Below are 16,885 nucleotides of genomic sequence, written 5' to 3' on the forward strand. Positions count from 1 at the left end.
CCCTTTCAACGGTTTTGGAACGACTCATTTGGTCGGCGCCGACAATAGTTTTGCGTCGGCACTTGGCAACCCAAAGGCTCCGAAAAAGCCTGAAAAACAAGGGGTCTTGGGCATTTTTCACAAAAAAAGCCGGCTTTCGCCGGCTTTTTTATCAGTTCGTGGCGGCTTCAAGGCACCGCTTAGTGAGCGATCGTTGTCGACGAGTCGTCGGCACCGTCAACCGTCGCAATGACCGGTGTCTCCACCGTGCCATCCCACTCGATCGGTTCGGGAAGGCGAACCAAAGCGTGCTTGATCACCTCGCCCATACGCGACACCGGGATGATCTCCATGCCGTTTTTCACGTTGTCCGGAATGTCCGCGAGGTCCTTCGCGTTCTCCTCCGGGATCAGCACAACCTTGATGTTGCCGCGCAGAGCCGCAAGGAGTTTTTCCTTGAGACCACCGATCGGCAGCACCCGGCCGCGCAACGTGATTTCGCCGGTCATGGCGACATCCTTGCGTACAGGAATGCCGGTCATGATCGAAACGATCGCGGTTGCCATGCCCACACCGGCCGACGGACCGTCCTTCGGCGTCGCACCCTCCGGCACGTGCACGTGGATATCCGACTTGTCGAAGCGCGGCGGCTCGATGCCGAAATCGACGGCACGGGAGCGGACATAGGATGCCGCAGCCGAAATCGATTCCTTCATCACGTCCTTGAGGTTGCCGGTGACGGTCATGCGACCCTTGCCCGGCATCATGACGCCTTCGATGGTGAGAAGCTCACCGCCGACTTCTGTCCAGGCAAGACCCGTGACGACGCCGACCTGATCCTCACCCTCGGCTTCGCCGTGACGGAAACGCGGAACGCCAAGGTAATCCGAAATGTTGGCAGCGGTAACCGCAACCGACTTCGTCTTGCCCTTGATGATCTCGGTCACGGCCTTGCGGGCGAGCTTCATCAGCTCGCGCTCGAAGGAGCGAACGCCGGCTTCGCGCGTGTACTGCTGGCTGATCGCCATCAGGGCATCGTCCGACACCGAGAATTCTTTCGGCTGCAGCGCATGGTCCCGGATAGCCTTCGGCAGAAGGTGACGCTTGGCAATCTCGCGCTTCTCATCCTCGGTGTACCCGGCGATGCGGATCACTTCCATGCGGTCCATCAGGGGACCTGGGATGTTCAGCGTGTTCGCCGTGGTGATGAACATCACGTCGGACAGATCGTATTCGACCTCAAGGTAGTGGTCCATGAAGGTCGAGTTCTGCGCCGGATCGAGCACTTCGAGCAGGGCCGACGACGGATCTCCGCGGAAGTCCGAGCCCATCTTGTCGATTTCGTCGAGCAGGAAGAGCGGGTTGGACTTCTTCGCCTTCTTCATCGACTGGATGACCTTGCCGGGCATCGAGCCGATGTAGGTGCGGCGGTGACCACGGATTTCGGCTTCGTCACGAACGCCACCGAGTGCCATGCGCACGTACTCGCGGCCGGTCGCCTTGGCGATCGACTGGGCAAGAGACGTCTTGCCGACGCCCGGAGGACCCACGAGGCAGAGGATCGGGCCCTTGAGCTTGGTGGCGCGGGCCTGCACGGCGAGATACTCGACGATGCGTTCCTTGACCTTGTCGAGACCGAAGTGATCCAGTTCGAGGACCTTTTCAGCCGCGTTAAGATCGGTCTTGATCTTCGACTTCTTGGACCACGGAATACCAAGCAGCCAGTCGAGATAGTTGCGCACGACGGTGGCTTCCGCCGACATCGGGCTCATCTGCTTCAGCTTCTTCAGCTCGGCGTCGGCCTTTTCCTTGGCTTCCTTGGAAAGCTTGGTCTTGCCGATGCGCTCTTCCAGTTCGGCCATCTCGTCACGGCCTTCGTCGCCGTCGCCGAGTTCCTTCTGGATCGCCTTCATCTGCTCGTTGAGGTAATACTCGCGCTGGGTTTTTTCCATCTGGCGCTTGACGCGCGAGCGGATGCGCTTCTCGACCTGGAGGACGGAGATTTCGCCTTCCATGAAGCCGAGGGCCTTTTCAAGCCGCAGCTTGATCGAGACCGTTTCGAGCATTTCCTGCTTCTCGGTGATCTTGATCGACAGGTGCGAGGCGACCGTGTCGGCCAGCTTCGAGTAGTCCTCGATCTGGCTCGCGGCGCCAACGACTTCCGGCGAGATCTTCTTGTTGAGCTTCACGTAGTTCTCGAATTCGGAAACCACGGAGCGCGACAGCGCTTCCACCTCGACGGCGTCCTCATCCGGCTCGGCCAGAATCTCTGCCTTGGCTTCGTAGAACTCTTCGCGATCGCTGTATTCGGAGATCTGGGCGCGTGCCTTGCCTTCGACCAGAACCTTGACGGTTCCGTCCGGGAGCTTCAGGAGCTGCAGCACATTGGCCACCGTGCCGACCTTGTAGATCTGCTCAGGCTCAGGATCGTCGTCGCTGGCATTGATCTGGGTGACGAGCATGATCTGCTTGTCGGAACCCATGACCTCTTCAAGCGCCCGAATGGACTTTTCCCGTCCGACGAACAGCGGCACGATCATGTGCGGGAAGACCACAATGTCGCGCAGTGGCAGGACCGGATAGGTCTCAGCGCCGGATGCCGCAGACGTTGAATTCGTCATGTCATTTCCTTTCCATCGTCCCGTTGCCGGGATGGCTTGAGAAATTACCCAAGCACTTCACTCCCGCTAAAAGTGGAGTTTTCACAGATCGTTTTCAAGCCTTGCAAGGTCGCTGCACTGCACCTTGTGCAACCAGCCGTCAGACAAAGCGCCCACGCATAACGCCTTACGCAAAATGTCAGCTCTTCAGCACGGACGCGCCACCGTCCTTGCCGACAAACCTTTTCGAGACGAGGTCCGAAATCAACGGCACACGCACAAAAGGTGCGAAGCAGCCGGAACGGAAAGGTTCATCCCTGACCCTGTCTAAATCAAGCGGATTATCTTGCAACTCTTTGCAGTGCAAAAAACGTGTAATACGGCCTAAAACAATAGCCGAGGCTAAAACGAAAAAGAGGCCCCAATGGGGCCCCTTCTCAATGTTGCTATGACCGCTGAGGATCAGGCCGAAACGTTGGCCTTTTCTTCCTGCCTGTCGGCGTAGATGTAGAGCGGACGTGCATTGCCCCGCACCACATCGTCGGAAATGACCACTTCGCGAACGCCTTCCAGCGCCGGCAGCTCGAACATCGTGTCGAGCAGGATCTTTTCCATGATCGAGCGAAGACCACGAGCACCGGTCTTGCGGATGATGGCGCGCTTGGCGATCTCGCGCAGCGCGTCCTCGTGGAACGTCAGTTCGACGTCTTCCATCTCGAACAGGCGCTGGTACTGCTTGATCAGCGCGTTCTTCGGCTCCGACAGGATCTGGATCAGCGCATCCTCATCGAGATCCTCGAGCGTTGCCAGAACCGGCAGACGACCGATGAATTCCGGAATGAGACCGAACTTGACCAGATCTTCCGGCTCCAGTTCGCGCAGCACTTCGCCAACGCGACGATCGTCCGGAGACTGGACGGATGCACCGAAACCGATCGAGGTCTTCTCGCCACGGGCAGAGATGATCTTGTCGAGACCGGCAAAGGCGCCGCCGCAGATGAACAGGATGTTCGTCGTGTCGACCTGCAGGAATTCCTGCTGCGGATGCTTGCGGCCTCCCTGTGGGGGTACGGATGCGACCGTGCCTTCCATGATCTTCAGAAGCGCCTGCTGGACGCCCTCGCCCGACACGTCGCGGGTGATCGAAGGGTTGTCCGACTTGCGGGAGATCTTGTCGACTTCGTCGATATAGACGATGCCGCGCTGGGCGCGCTCGACATTGTAATCAGCCGACTGAAGCAGCTTCAGAATGATGTTTTCCACGTCTTCACCGACATAGCCGGCTTCCGTGAGTGTCGTCGCGTCGGCCATCGTGAAGGGCACGTCGATGATACGCGCGAGCGTCTGGGCAAGATAGGTCTTGCCGCAACCCGTCGGACCGACGAGCATGATGTTCGACTTCGCAAGCTCGACATCGCCGCCCTTTGAGGCATGCGCGAGACGCTTGTAATGATTGTGGACTGCGACCGACAGAATACGCTTGGCCTGCTTCTGGCCGATGACGTACTCGTCGAGGACCTTGATGATGTCCTGCGGCGTGGGAACGCCTTCACGGGACTTCACCATCGAAGACTTGTTCTCTTCGCGAATGATGTCCATGCACAATTCGACGCATTCATCGCAGATGAATACGGTCGGGCCGGCAATCAGCTTGCGGACCTCGTGCTGGCTCTTTCCGCAGAAGGAGCAATACAGGGTATTCTTGGAGTCGCCGCCGTTGCCGCCGCTGACTTTGCTCATATCACTTTCCTTCCAGCACTCCGCCTATCCGCCTGTCCAGACGGTCGCGGTCAACTTTGTCGCTGTCGACACGCGCGGACGCCATGCCGCGCCTGTCTTCGCTCAAGGGGTACTCTACCGGCCTTAAACTCGCTTTCGCAGGTCCAGAATGACCGGCTGCAACGAAACCCCTAAGACGCCAATGCTATGTCATAAACACTCAACACAGCCTTAATAGGTACTAATAGCGCGTTCCGTGCCACTTGGAACCCCCGAAATCACTCAAATCCGGGTGAGCAGCACGGATGCCACTATTGCCTCAAGACGCCGAAACGCCTTCCATTTCCTGACGCGTGGTCAGGATCTTGTCGACGACGCCCCAGTCCTGAGCTTCGTCGGCGGTCATGAAGTGGTCACGATCGAGGGTCTTTTCAACTTCCTCAAGCGTACGGCCGGTGTGCTTCACGTAAACGTCGTTCAGGCGGCGCTTCATCTTCAGAATGTCGCGGGCATGACGCTCGATGTCCGAGGCCTGACCGGTAAAGCCGCCGGAGGGCTGGTGAACCATGATACGCGAGTTCGGCATTGCAAAACGCATGCCCTTCTCGCCGGCGCACAGCAGCAGCGAGCCCATTGACGCGGCCTGACCGATGCAGAGCGTCGACACGGCCGGCTTGATGAACTGCATCGTGTCGTAGATCGACATGCCGGCGGTGACGACACCACCTGGCGAATTGATGTAGAGCGCGATTTCCTTCTTCGGATTTTCAGCCTCGAGGAAAAGCAGCTGGGCGCACACGAGCGACGCCATGTAATCTTCCACCGGACCGGTGACGAAGATGATGCGCTCCTTCAGGAGGCGCGAGTAGATATCGTAGGAGCGTTCACCGCGATTGGTCTGCTCAACGACCATCGGCACCAAGGCCATTGCGGTATCAACTGGATTTCTCATGTCCGTCCTTTGTCAAATGCATCGCCGAAGGCGGCGATGCGCTCCGGAATCATTGGAATGGGTTATCTCCTACATAGAGTGTCACCGCCGGGTACTTCAAGACGGAGAGCCCGATATCCTTAATCGGCTTGGGATGCGCGAGGCTGACCGATAATGCAACAACTCTCATATACCAGAGGCAAAAGAGAAGTATCGACGGCCATCCAAGCATTTTTGATCGAGCAGGGTAAAGCAGATATGAATAAATGACAGCATTCTAATCAAAATAACCGACGCAAAACAGCAACGCAGCCTTAAAGACTTGGCTGCATACTGAAGCGGCCGGGAATGAATGACGGAGCTGGATGTGGATATCTTGACGGGTCTGTTGATCTGGGCCGCTGAAGCGGTGACGCTCGCCGTCCTGCTCTTTTCACGCTGGTACTATGAGCGCGAACCACTTTATCTCAGCTGGGGCAGCGGCTTCGCTGTGCACGGGATTGGCGCAGCTCTGGTCGCAATGCGCGGCGACATCCCGGACTTCGTTTCGATTGAGATCGCCAATACCATGGTTCTTGCGGGTATCGGCCTGTGGGCTGCGGGCCTGATGCAACTCGACCGCCGGCCCGTGGAACCCTATGTTGGCATTCCGGCCCTTATCTGGATTGCCGGGATGTTTCTCGACCCCGTCCGCGGCGACTTCGCCAGTCGCGCCATCCTTCACCACGTCGCGGCCATGGTCGGTCACGCCATGATCATCGGCATTCTGCTTTACCATCGCGGTCCGCCCAGTATCACCCGTCGCGTGTTTGCCAGCGTCATCGGGATACAGTTCTTCTCCTGTGCGCTGATTGTCCTGATGGTGTTCATCGGTAGACCGGATGCGCTTGTCGCTGCGTCGCATTCGCCGTGGCTCTATCTCCCGACGGCTTTCGTCTTTGTCGGCAGCATCGTCTGCGGGGCGCGACTCCTGACCGAGCGGTCCGAGCTGACCCTGAAGGAGCTGGCGCGGACCGACCCGCTGACCGGCGTGCTCAACCGCCGCGGTCTGCTGGAAGAGTTTCACCGGTCGAAGGGTGTTGATGCGGTGGATGGCAGCATGATTGCTTTCATCCAGTTCGATCTCGACGGGTTCAAGCAGATCAACGACGTCTACGGTCATCAGGCCGGCGATGACGTGCTCTCCGCCTTTGCACGGATTGGTGCGGCGGCTCAGCGCGGCCGCGGCTCGTTCGGACGCATGGGCGGCGAGGAGTTCGCGTCGATCATCCGCGTCTCCGATATGGTCGAAGCAGCCAGTATCGCAGAGGCAATCCGCTCGACGCTCAGACGCCATCCAATAAGAGTCGGCGAACACAGGATAGCCGTGACGGTCAGCGCCGGCATCTCGCTGTGCTCCACGAAGAATGCTGATATCGACGTGTTGCTAACCGCTGCCGACAAGGCTCTTTACGTGTCGAAGACCAGCGGCCGCGATCGCACCGCCGTTCATACGGATCAGGAAATCATGATCGTACCGTCAACGGATTTTGCGTCCCCAACCCCATTTGCCGCAGATCCTTTCGAAGACATCAGCGTGTCCCAACAGGTGGCGTCGCTGAAACGCATCGTCGTCCTCAGCCAATAGTGCCGTTGCCCACGACCGCCTAAAGTCTTGCAATGGCGCGACAATGCTCCACACTCTCCCCGAGCAAATTCAAAAATGCGGAGAGACATGCCATGCTGAAGCAAATTTCCGGAACTGTTCTCGCCGGTTTCCTGACGATCTCGGTTGCCTCGGCGCAGCAGGCATCGGACACGACCGCGCCGGAAAAGGCATCGGCAGTCACGTCGGCCAAGCGGGTGGAGACGAAGCGCTACATGGTCGCCGCCGCCAATCCGCTCGCCGCGGAAGCGGGCCGTGCAGTGATCGAGAAAGGCGGCAGTGCCGCCGATGCACTGGTTGCCGTGCAGACCGTGCTCGGGCTCGTGGAGCCGCAAAGTTCGGGCCTCGGCGGTGGCGCTTTCCTCGTCTATTACGACGCAGCCTCGCAGAAACTGACGACGTTCGACGGCCGCGAGACGGCGCCGATGGAAGCCACGCCGAAGCTCTTTCTCGACGATCAGGGCCAGCCGTTGAAGTTCATGGCAGCCGTGGTCGGCGGCCGGTCGGTCGGCACGCCGGGCACGGTGCGGCTTCTGGAGACGGTCCACCGTAAATACGGCAAGGCGAACTGGGCGGGATTGTTTACTGCCGCCGAGCGCCTCGCCACTGACGGCTTTGAGGTCTCGCCGCGGCTCGGCACTCTGCTTGCGGCCGAAGGTGACAAGCTGAAGACCGATGACGCTACGATCCGCTATTTCTTCGACGATGGCGGCGCACCACTGAAGACCGGCACTCTCCTAAAGAACCCGGCCTATGCCGAAACGCTGCGGACGATCGCGGCCGGCGGCGCTGATGCCTTCTATTCCGGCCCGATTGCGCAGGCGATCGTCAGGGCCGTGCGCGAAGCGAAGGGCAATCCCGGCGTTCTGTCGCTATCCGATTTCACCAACTACAGGGTCAAGGAGCGGGAACCCGTCTGCCTTGCCTATCGCGCTCTCGATATATGCGGCATGGGCCCACCCTCCTCCGGAGGCGTTGCCGTCGGCCAGATGCTGGGCATGCTCGAAAACTTCGATCTGAAGGGGCTCGGGCCGGACAATGTTGAAAGCTGGAGGCTTATCGGCGATGCGCAGCGTCTGGCGTTTGCTGACCGCGAAAGATATCTGGCCGATCCCGATTTTGTGCCGGCACCGATCAAGGGTCTCCTCAAAAAAGAGTATCTCGGCGAACGGGCAAGACTGCTTGACACGGACAAGGCCCTTGCCAAGGATGCCGTGAAGTCGGGTGAGCCGACCTGGGATCACGCGCTCCTGTTCGGCCGCGGTGAGGCGATCGAACTGCCCTCGACCAGCCATATCTCCATCGCCGACAAGGATGGCAACGTCGCCAGCATGACGACGACGATCGAGAACGGGTTCGGTTCGCGGCTGATGGTCAACGGCTTTCTGCTGAACAACGAACTGACCGACTTTTCCTTCAAGACGCATGATGGCAGCCTGCCGGTCGCCAACCGCGTCGAGCCGGGCAAACGCCCCCGCTCCTCGATGGCGCCGACGATCGTGATGAAGGACGGCAAGCCGCTGATGGCCATCGGGTCGCCCGGCGGCAGCCAGATCATCGGATATGTGGCGCAGGCGCTGGTCGCCTATATAGACTGGGGCATGCCGGTGGAGCAAATCGTCGCCCAGCCGCATCTGATCAACCGTTTCGGGACATACGATATCGAAGCCGGAACGCGGGCCGAGACGCTGATGGAGCCGCTGAAGTCACTCGGCTACGAGGTGAAGGCCGGCGAAATGACGTCTGGCCTGCAGGCAATCGAGATCACCGACCGAGGACTTGCGGGAAGTGCCGATCCGCGGCGCGAGGGTATCGCGACAGACGAATGACGGGCTTTCGTGGGACCGCGGATTGAGTTACCCATTCCGCATGACCGCGATCCCCGATTTCCTCCGCATCGATCCAGAAACCCGTCGCGTCTCGCTGGATGGCCGCAACCCGGCCTTCTACAGCGACCCGAACAGCGTCTACGGGCTTTTGCATCAGCACTGTCCAACCTTCTTCTGGGAGGAGCAGCGGCAGTGGTTCTTCACAGGTTATGACCATGTGAACCTTCTCCTGCGCGACCGCCGATTCGGCCGGCAGATCCTGCATGTCGCCAGCCGCGAGGAGCTGGGCCTCCCCGAGCCGGAAGCGCATCTTGCAAATTTCGACCTCGCCGAGCGGCACTCGCTCCTGGAGATCGAACCGCCGGAACATACGCGGCTGCGGACAATGGTAAACCGAGCCTTCGTCTCCCGCCATATCGAGAAGCTGCGGCCGGAGATTACCGAGCTTGCGGAGCGTCTGATCGACGCGTTCGACGGCCAAGGCCGGGTGGAACTGCTCTCGGCTTTCGCCGACATCATTCCCGTGACGATGATTGCGAGAATGATCGGCATTCCGGACGAGATGGGTCCGCAGTTGCTGAAATGGAGCCATGCCTATGTCGGCATGTACATGTTCAAGCGCTCGCGGGAAGACGAACATGCGGCGGACCGCGCCGCTGCGGAATTCGCAGCTTATGTGAAGACGCTGATCGCTGAGCGCCGGCGTGAACCGCGCGAAGACCTGCTGACCCACATGATCCATACGGAGCACAAGGGCCAGTATCTGACCGATGACGAACTCGTCTCGACCACGATCGTGCTGCTCAACGCTGGCCACGAGGCGACCGTGCACCAGATCGGCAATTCGGTTCGCGTGATCCTCGAAAGCGGTCTAGCGCCGGTCGAGCTCTTCCGCGACGAGGCCGCGACGGAGCGGACGGTGGAAGAGACGCTGCGGCTGTGCGCGCCCGTCCATATCTTCCAGCGCTGGGCGCTCGAGGACGCGGAAATCGACGGCGTTTCCGTGAAGCGTGGCGACAAGGTGAGCCTGATCCTCGCCGCCGCCAATCTGGACCCCAGGAAATTTTCAGATCCGCTGGCGTTCAAGCCGGATCGCCAGGAAGGCCAGAACCTGTCCTTCGGCGCCGGCATCCACTTCTGCATCGGCGCGCCGCTGGCGCGGCTGGAGCTGAAAACGGTTCTGCCCATCCTGTTTCGCCGCCTGCCCGGCCTGAAATTGGCCGGGGTGCCGACTGTCAAGGACGTCTACCATTTCCACGGGCTGGAGCGGCTCGATCTCACCTGGGGGTAGGAGCAGCCGGAGGACCCGCCGTCAGGCTTACAGCCTGATGACGTAATCCTTGCGGGTCGTCTCCACCACTTCCCAGGTGGCAACCAGACCGGGCCGCAGAACCATGCTGTCGCCGGCCTTCAGATGCAGCGGTTCTGCGCCTTCTTCGGTGATGATCGAGTAGCCGAACTGGATGTGGAAATATTCCCACTCGTCATAGACGATCTTCCACTTGCCCGGTGTCGCTTCCCAGACGCCGGCATAGATCCCGCCTTCGGCCTCCTCGAAATTCCAGGTCAGGAATTTCGGATCGCCGAAGATGACGCGGTCGGGCGCGGGTGCGCCCTCCTCCGGTTCGATTGCGGTCAAATCGAATGTCAGCCAGTTCTTCATGAGTGTCTCAAGTCCTTGCTAATGCTTGGTCGAGGTCGGAGATCAGGTCTGCGACATCCTCGATGCCAACAGACAGGCGAACCACGTCAGGTCCGGCACCGGCAGCAATCTGCTGCTCCTCGGTGAGTTGCCGATGGGTGGTCGATGCCGGGTGGATGACCAGCGAGCGGGTGTCGCCGATATTGGCAAGGTGCGAGAAGAGCTTGAGGCTCTCCACGAAGATCTTGCCGGCCTCGTAGCCGTTCTTCAGGCCAAAGGTGAAGACAGCGCCGGCACCATTCGGCGAATAGCGCTGCTGCAGAGCATTGTTCGGGTCGTCAGGCAGGCCGGCGTAGTTCACCCATCCAACCCTCGGATGGCGGCTCAGCCATTCCGCGACCGCAAGCGCATTATCGCAATGCCGCTGCATGCGCAGCGAGAGCGTCTCGATCCCCGTCTGGATCTGGAAGGCGTTGAAGGGCGAGATGGCCGGCCCGAGGTCGCGAAGGCCGAGCACGCGCGCGGCGATCGCAAAGGCGATGTTCCCGAAGGTTTCATGCAGGACCATGCCCGAATATTCCGGCCGCGGTTCGGACAGGACCGGGTAGTTGCCGGAGCGCGACCAGTCGAACGTGCCGCCGTCGACGATGATGCCGCCCATGGAATTGCCGTGGCCGCCGAGAAATTTGGTGAGCGAGTGTACGACGATATCGGCGCCGTGTTCGAGCGGCCGGACGAGATAGGGGCTCGCCATCGTGTTGTCGACGATCAGCGGGATTCCGAAACGCTGGGCCACCTCCGAAATCGCCGCGATATCGACGAAGGTGCCGCCGGGGTTTGCCAGGCTTTCGACGAAAATCGCCTTGGTGCGATCGTCGATCTCGTTTTCAAAACTTTCCGGAACGGCGCTATCGGCCCAGCGCACCTGCCAGCCGAAATTCTGAAACGCGTTGCCGAACTGATTGATCGAACCGCCATAAAGTTTGCGCGCCGCGACAAAGTTGTCACCGGGCTGCATGACCGTGTGGAAGACCAACAACTGCGCTGCATGGCCGGACGCGACGGCAAGGGCTGCCGTGCCGCCTTCGAGCGCCGCCACCTTTTCCTCCAGCGCGGCCTGCGTCGGGTTCATGATGCGGGTATAGATGTTGCCGAATTCCTTCAGCCCGAACAATGCGGCTGCATGTTCGGTATCCTTGAAGACGAAGGACGTCGTCTGATAGATCGGCACCGCCCGGGCGCCGGTCGTCGGATCGGGCTCGGCGCCGGCATGAACAGCGAGCGTTGAAAATCCGGGATTGCCGGAACTGCGTGAATTCGGGTTGGCCATGCCGGTCTCCTCTAGGGTCGTTTCATCACAGCAGAGCCTGCGGGCCGACGGCGATCAAGAAATATCGTTGCAGCATTCGCACCGATTGCGAAAAGAGTCCGCGAAATCAATCCGCGAATTACCTGCCCCGCTCCCTTACCCTATCCGAGAAGACGGGCAAGCCTCGGATATTCGATCGCCGGGCAGCGATCCATGATTACCTGGATACCGGCAGCCTCCGCCTTGACTGCGGCCTGATCGTCGCGGACGCCAAGCTGCGCCCATATGACCTTGGGCAGCTGATCCAGCGCCAGCGCTTCGTCCACCACACTGTCCAGATATTCCGAAGCGCGGAACACATCGACCATATCGACGGGTTCGGGCACATCCGCGAGGCTCGCATAGACCTCCTGACCTAGGATCTGCTTGCCGGCCTGGCCGGGATTGACCGGAAACACCCGGTAGCCGCGCTGCAACAGAAATCCCATGACGCGGTTGCTGGGCCGGTCGGGATTGGGCGATGCACCGACCAGCGCAATCGTCTTCGTGCTTTTCAAGACGCCAGCGATGACGTCGTCGTCATACCGATCGTGAGCCATGGTTCTAACCTCCTCATGCAGTCACCTGGACATAGGAAAGCAATGGAAATCTTCCAACTCGGTTCCGGAATCACATTTTCCCACCAGCCAGGCGTCCGGTGTGATGCGGCTCAAACCAAGGTATCCCTTCTCAAGAAGTCGTGTAAGAGACGAAACACCGGCCGATTATTTGTGAGGTATTATTTTACCTCATCAGTAAGTCGTTCTAAACGTTGAGTTATTTTTCAGAGCGCTCCGGGCCACGTGCTTGACGCTTTTTAGGCTCCGTCGTATAAGCCGCCCAGATCGCGGACCTCTCGAAGGCCCGCTTTCTTTTTTGTCGGCATGCCCGAGCAAATCAAGCAACAAAAAACGCCCTTACGGCCGGTCTTCCGGTGGTCTTGGGTTCAGATGAGAGAGAAAAACAATGTCAACCTTCGTTCAGAAGCCTGCAGAGGTGGAGAAGAAGTGGATCATCATCGATGCCGAAGGCCTCGTTGTCGGTCGCCTCGCCACCCTCGTTGCCAATCGCCTTCGCGGCAAGCACAAGGTCACCTACACACCTCACGTCGACGACGGTGACAATGTCATCATCATCAACGCTGAAAAGGTTGTCCTGACCGGCAAGAAATACACAGACAAGAAGTACTACTGGCACACCGGTTACCCGGGTGGCATCAAGGAGCGTACTGCACGCGCCATCATCGAAGGCCGCTTTCCTGAGCGCGTCGTCGAAAAGGCGATCGAGCGTATGATCCCGCGCGGCCCGCTCGGCCGTCGCCAGTTGAAGAACCTGCGTGTATACGCCGGCTCCAACCATCCCCATGAAGCACAGCAGCCTGTCGCTCTCGACGTGGCATCGCTGAACAGCAAGAACGTAAGGAGCGCCTGATCATGGCCGATCTTTCCTCTTTGAAGGACCTCGCTCCGGCTGAAAGCCAGGCACCGGTTCACGTCCGCAAGGTCGATGCACAGGGCCGTTCCTATGCAACCGGCAAGCGCAAGAACGCGATTGCCCGCGTTTGGGTCAAGCCGGGCTCCGGCAAGATCATCATCAACGGTCGCGACTTCTCGGCGTACTTCGCCCGTCCGGTTCTGCAGATGATCCTTCAGCAGCCGCTGGTTGCCGCTGCCCGCACAGGTCAGTTCGACATCATTGCCACCGTCACCGGTGGTGGTCTTTCCGGTCAGGCCGGTGCCGTTCGTCACGGCGTCTCCAAGGCCCTCACCTACTTCGAACCAGGCCTGCGCCCGGTTCTGAAGAAGGGTGGCTTCCTGACCCGCGACAGCCGCGTCGTCGAGCGTAAGAAGTACGGTAAGGCGAAGGCCCGCCGGTCCTTCCAGTTCTCGAAGCGCTAATCGCTTCAAGACTTTGCATTTCGAAAGGCGGGGCTTCGGCTCCGCCTTTTTCGTTTCGGGCTTTCTTCGGTCCGGGTCTTGTCTTCCAGACACTCCCACTGCACTTTCTCTGCGATCCGGGAGAATGCAATGGCTTCAAAATCCATCGACAACGCCTTTACCGCCAAGTCCCTGCGCGATGCTGCCACCGACCCGACCTATGCGGGCGCGCTGTCCTTCATGCGGCGGCGCTATACCAAGGATCTGATCGGCGCCGATGCGGTCGTCCTCGGTATTCCGTTCGATGCGGCGGTTTCCAACCGGCCGGGCGCGCGGTTCGGGCCACAGGCCATCCGCCGCGCTTCGGCGATCTTCGACAACGACCCGCAATACCCATTCTCACGTGATCTCTTCGACGCCATGTCCGTGATCGATTACGGTGACGTGATGCTCGACTACGGTCATCACTGGAAGACGCCGCGCCTGATCGAGGCGGAGGCGACGAAGATCATCGAGTCGGGCGCGTTTCTGCTGTCGCTCGGCGGTGATCACTTCGTCACCTGGCCGCTCTTGAAGGCGCATGCGGCCCGCCACGGCCCCCTCGCCCTCGTGCATTTCGATGCCCATCAGGATACCTGGAGCGATGATGCGGACGAGACCGGCGAAATTGAACGCATCGACCACGGTTCTTTCGTGGCGCGTGCCGTGCGACAGGGCGTGATCGAGCCGCAGCATTCGATACAGATCGGCATCCGCACCCATGCGCCCGAGGATTTCAGTATCCGGATCATGCCCGGCCATGAGGTGGAGGATCTGAGCGCCCAGGCGATTGCCGATGCGATCCTTGCCCATGTCGGTGACCGCCCGTGTTACCTCACCTTCGACATCGACTGCCTTGACCCCGCCTACGCGCCCGGAACCGGAACGCCGGTTGCCGGTGGCCCGTCTAGCGCGAAAATCCTGTCCGTGCTGCGCAAACTCGGCAGTCTCGATATCTGCGGCGCCGATGTGGTGGAGGTGGCGCCGGCCTATGACCACGCCGATATCACCGCCATTGCCGGGGCAACGGTTGCGATGTATATGCTTGGCCTGCGCGCGGAGCGACTTTCCGCCCGTTGACACTTTGAATCAAGCCGCTGGCAAACTGGTTCCGGCTCTCACCCCAAGGCACTGACATTTCAGGGATAAAGACAATGACGGCAAAGATCTTCATCGACGGCGAACACGGCACGACAGGGCTGCAGATCCGCACCCGCATGGCCGACCGCCGCGACGTCGAGCTCTTGTCGATCCCGGAAGCCGAACGACGCAATGCCGCAATGCGCGAGGACCTGCTCAACAGCGCCGATATCGCGATCCTGTGCCTGCCGGACGAGGCTTCGAAAGAAGCCGTGACGATGCTTGCGGGCAACAACAACGTGCGGGTGATCGACACCTCCACTGCCTACCGCGTCGATCCGAACTGGGCCTATGGTTTTGCCGAGCTGGACAAGGCACAGGCCGACAAGATCAAGGCTGCCCGCAACGTCGCCAATCCGGGCTGCTATCCGACCGGCGCGATCGCGCTGCTGCGTCCGCTGCGCGCTGCCGGTCTTCTGCCCGACGGCTACCCGGTCTCGGTCAACGCGGTGTCCGGCTATACCGGCGGCGGCAAGCAGCTGATCGGCCAGATGGAAGACGCTTCACGCGAGGACGCCATCTCCGCCAACAATTTCCTCTACGGCCTGACGCTGAAGCACAAGCACGTTCCCGAGATGAAGGAACACGGCCTGCTCGATCGAGCGCCGCTGTTTTCGCCATCTGTCGGTCGCTTTGCGCAGGGCATGATCGTACAGGTGCCGCTGTTCCTCGAAGACCTCAAGGATGGTGCCACGATCGAGAGCATTCATAGCGCTCTCGGCGCCCACTATGCGGGACAGGATATCGTTACCGTCGTGCCGCTCAACGAGAGCGCGACGCTTGCCCGCGTCGATGCCGAGGAACTGGTCAACACCGACAGGATGAAGCTGTTCGTGTTCGGCGCGGCTGGCAGCCCGCATGTCAATCTCGTGGCGCTGCTCGACAATCTCGGCAAGGGTGCCTCCGGTGCCGCCGTCCAGAACATGGACCTGATGCTGTCTGCCTGAAGACATCCGGATTTTTAAGACTTGAGGCCGCGGTGAACTCAGTTCGCCGCGGCTTTTTTGTCTTCGATAGGGTATTCGCCGACATAGCCGCGCCAGTGGGTGATGGCATAGCCGAGGACGACAAGGGCGCCGCCCTGATGCGCCAGCGCCAGATCCAGTGGCACCTGATAGACCAGCGTCAGAATGCCGATCACGGCCTGCAGACAGACCAGCAGGAACAGGATGACGGCGCGCCCCGTATGGACCGAGCCCGGCGCTTTGGACAGTGACACGATCATGTGGATCAGCGCTGCTGCCAGAAGCACATAGGCGCCGCAGCGGTGGACGAACTGCACCGTCTTCGGGTTCTCGAACAGATTGATCCACCAGGGATCGCGCAAGAACAGGGCGGCCGGAACGAAGGCGCCATCCATCATCGGCCAGGTATTGTAGCTGAGCCCGGCATCGAGACCCGCAACGAGTGCTCCGAGATAGATCTGGAACAGCGCCAGAAACGCAAGGCCTCCAGCCGCGATATAGGAGTGACGCGTCGGGGCCGCCCCCTGCTTCTGGGGCGTGAGGCCGCGCATGATCCAGACGCAGGCGGAAAAGATCAGACAGGCAATGACCAGGTGTGTGGCGAGGCGGTATTGCGACACGCTGACGAGCTTGGTGAGACCCGACGACACCATCCACCATCCAATGAAGCCCTGAAATCCGCCGAGTGCCAGCGTGCCGACCAGCGGCCAGCGCAGGCGTTTCTCGATGCGACCGGTCACCCAGAAGAAGATCAGCGGCAGGGCGAAGACGAGGCCGATCGAGCGCGCCAGGAAACGGTGCGCCCATTCCCACCAGAAGATGGTCTTGAACTCGTCGACCGTCATGCCGGCGTTGACCAGCTGGTATTGCGGGATGCGCTGATAGAGCTCGAACTCTTCCTGCCATTCTGCCGCATTGAGAGGCGGAATGACGCCGTGGATCGGTTTCCATTCGGTGATCGAGAGACCCGAATCGGTCAGCCGGGTCGCGCCGCCGACCAGGACGAGGCAGAACAGCACGAAGACGACGAAGCCGAGCCAGATACGCACCGATCTGCGGTCGCGCTCGCGGCGTTTTGCTGCCGGATGGATGACATCGATGATGACGCTATCAGTCGCCGACATGCGGAAACTCCTGTCGCTCGAAGAAAGATCAGCCTTGCACGCGCTTG

The 16,885-nt window shown here is 60.2% G+C and carries 14 protein-coding genes; 7 read left to right on the plus strand and 7 right to left on the minus strand.

The features are described 5' to 3' along the window. Positions 1 to 179: 179 nt before the first annotated feature. The 3 genes from lon to clpP all read right to left on the minus strand — a co-directional run bounded on the left by lon (position 180) and on the right by clpP (position 5,250). Positions 180 to 2,600: an endopeptidase La gene (lon, locus tag ASG19_RS00515; RefSeq protein WP_062453246.1), complete on the minus strand. Its 2,421-nt coding sequence runs from the start codon at positions 2,598 to 2,600 to the stop codon at positions 180 to 182. Between the two features lie 441 nt (positions 2,601 to 3,041). Next, positions 3,042 to 4,319, minus strand: coding sequence for an ATP-dependent Clp protease ATP-binding subunit ClpX (gene clpX, locus ASG19_RS00520; RefSeq protein ID WP_062453247.1), 1,278 nt, complete (start codon positions 4,317 to 4,319; stop codon positions 3,042 to 3,044). 298 nt (positions 4,320 to 4,617) lie between these two features. After that, positions 4,618 to 5,250 carry an ATP-dependent Clp endopeptidase proteolytic subunit ClpP gene (gene clpP, locus ASG19_RS00525; RefSeq protein WP_062453248.1) on the minus strand — a complete coding sequence of 211 codons (633 nt, stop codon included), beginning with the start codon at positions 5,248 to 5,250 and terminating at the stop codon, positions 4,618 to 4,620. 346 nt (positions 5,251 to 5,596) lie between these two features. On the opposite strand from clpP, the gene ASG19_RS00530 reads away from it, so the two are divergent. The 3 genes from ASG19_RS00530 (at position 5,597) to ASG19_RS00540 (ending at position 9,994) form a co-directional block, all read left to right on the plus strand. Further along, positions 5,597 to 6,856, plus strand: a complete 1,260-nt coding sequence (locus ASG19_RS00530) for a GGDEF domain-containing protein (RefSeq protein ID WP_162238111.1) — start codon at positions 5,597 to 5,599, stop codon at positions 6,854 to 6,856. A 92-nt stretch (positions 6,857 to 6,948) separates the two neighbouring features. Continuing rightward, positions 6,949 to 8,703, plus strand: a complete 1,755-nt coding sequence (gene ggt / locus ASG19_RS00535) for a gamma-glutamyltransferase (RefSeq protein WP_062453250.1) — start codon at positions 6,949 to 6,951, stop codon at positions 8,701 to 8,703. Between the two features lie 40 nt (positions 8,704 to 8,743). Further along, complete coding sequence (locus tag ASG19_RS00540) at positions 8,744 to 9,994, plus strand: cytochrome P450 (protein ID WP_062453251.1); 1,251 nt, start codon at positions 8,744 to 8,746, stop codon at positions 9,992 to 9,994. Positions 9,995 to 10,021: 27 nt separating this feature from the next. Here the strand turns inward: ASG19_RS00540 and ASG19_RS00545 are convergent, their stop codons facing one another. The 3 genes from ASG19_RS00545 to ASG19_RS00555 form a co-directional block, all read right to left on the minus strand. Beyond that, positions 10,022 to 10,366: a cupin domain-containing protein gene (locus tag ASG19_RS00545; protein ID WP_062453252.1), complete on the minus strand. Its 345-nt coding sequence runs from the start codon at positions 10,364 to 10,366 to the stop codon at positions 10,022 to 10,024. A gap of 7 nt (positions 10,367 to 10,373) precedes the next feature. After that, positions 10,374 to 11,675 carry an O-acetylhomoserine aminocarboxypropyltransferase gene (locus ASG19_RS00550; protein ID WP_062453253.1) on the minus strand — a complete coding sequence of 434 codons (1,302 nt, stop codon included), beginning with the start codon at positions 11,673 to 11,675 and terminating at the stop codon, positions 10,374 to 10,376. Positions 11,676 to 11,815: 140 nt separating this feature from the next. Continuing rightward, positions 11,816 to 12,253 carry a CoA-binding protein gene (locus tag ASG19_RS00555; protein ID WP_062453254.1) on the minus strand — a complete coding sequence of 146 codons (438 nt, stop codon included), beginning with the start codon at positions 12,251 to 12,253 and terminating at the stop codon, positions 11,816 to 11,818. Positions 12,254 to 12,659: 406 nt separating this feature from the next. Between ASG19_RS00555 and rplM the strand changes: the two genes are divergently transcribed. From rplM to argC, 4 genes are all read left to right on the plus strand, one after another. Continuing rightward, on the plus strand, positions 12,660 to 13,124 hold the full coding sequence (gene rplM / locus ASG19_RS00560) for a 50S ribosomal protein L13 (RefSeq protein ID WP_062453255.1): 465 nt from the start codon (positions 12,660 to 12,662) through the stop codon (positions 13,122 to 13,124). 2 nt (positions 13,125 to 13,126) lie between these two features. Further along, a complete protein-coding gene (gene rpsI, locus ASG19_RS00565) occupies positions 13,127 to 13,591 on the plus strand; it encodes a 30S ribosomal protein S9 (protein WP_062453256.1) in 465 nt (154 codons plus the stop codon). Positions 13,592 to 13,720: 129 nt separating this feature from the next. Beyond that, on the plus strand, positions 13,721 to 14,689 hold the full coding sequence (gene speB, locus ASG19_RS00570; RefSeq protein WP_062453257.1) for an agmatinase: 969 nt from the start codon (positions 13,721 to 13,723) through the stop codon (positions 14,687 to 14,689). Positions 14,690 to 14,763: 74 nt separating this feature from the next. Beyond that, positions 14,764 to 15,696 carry an N-acetyl-gamma-glutamyl-phosphate reductase gene (argC, locus tag ASG19_RS00575; protein ID WP_062453258.1) on the plus strand — a complete coding sequence of 311 codons (933 nt, stop codon included), beginning with the start codon at positions 14,764 to 14,766 and terminating at the stop codon, positions 15,694 to 15,696. Positions 15,697 to 15,734: 38 nt separating this feature from the next. On the opposite strand, the gene ASG19_RS00580 is transcribed toward argC, so the two are convergent. After that, entirely contained in the window at positions 15,735 to 16,838 is a 1,104-nt protein-coding gene (locus ASG19_RS00580) for a COX15/CtaA family protein (protein ID WP_062454728.1), read from the minus strand. Between the last annotated feature and the right edge of the window lie 47 nt (positions 16,839 to 16,885).

Source organism: Rhizobium sp. Leaf306, assembly GCF_001423425.1.
Taxonomy (GTDB): domain Bacteria; phylum Pseudomonadota; class Alphaproteobacteria; order Rhizobiales; family Rhizobiaceae; genus Neorhizobium; species Neorhizobium soli.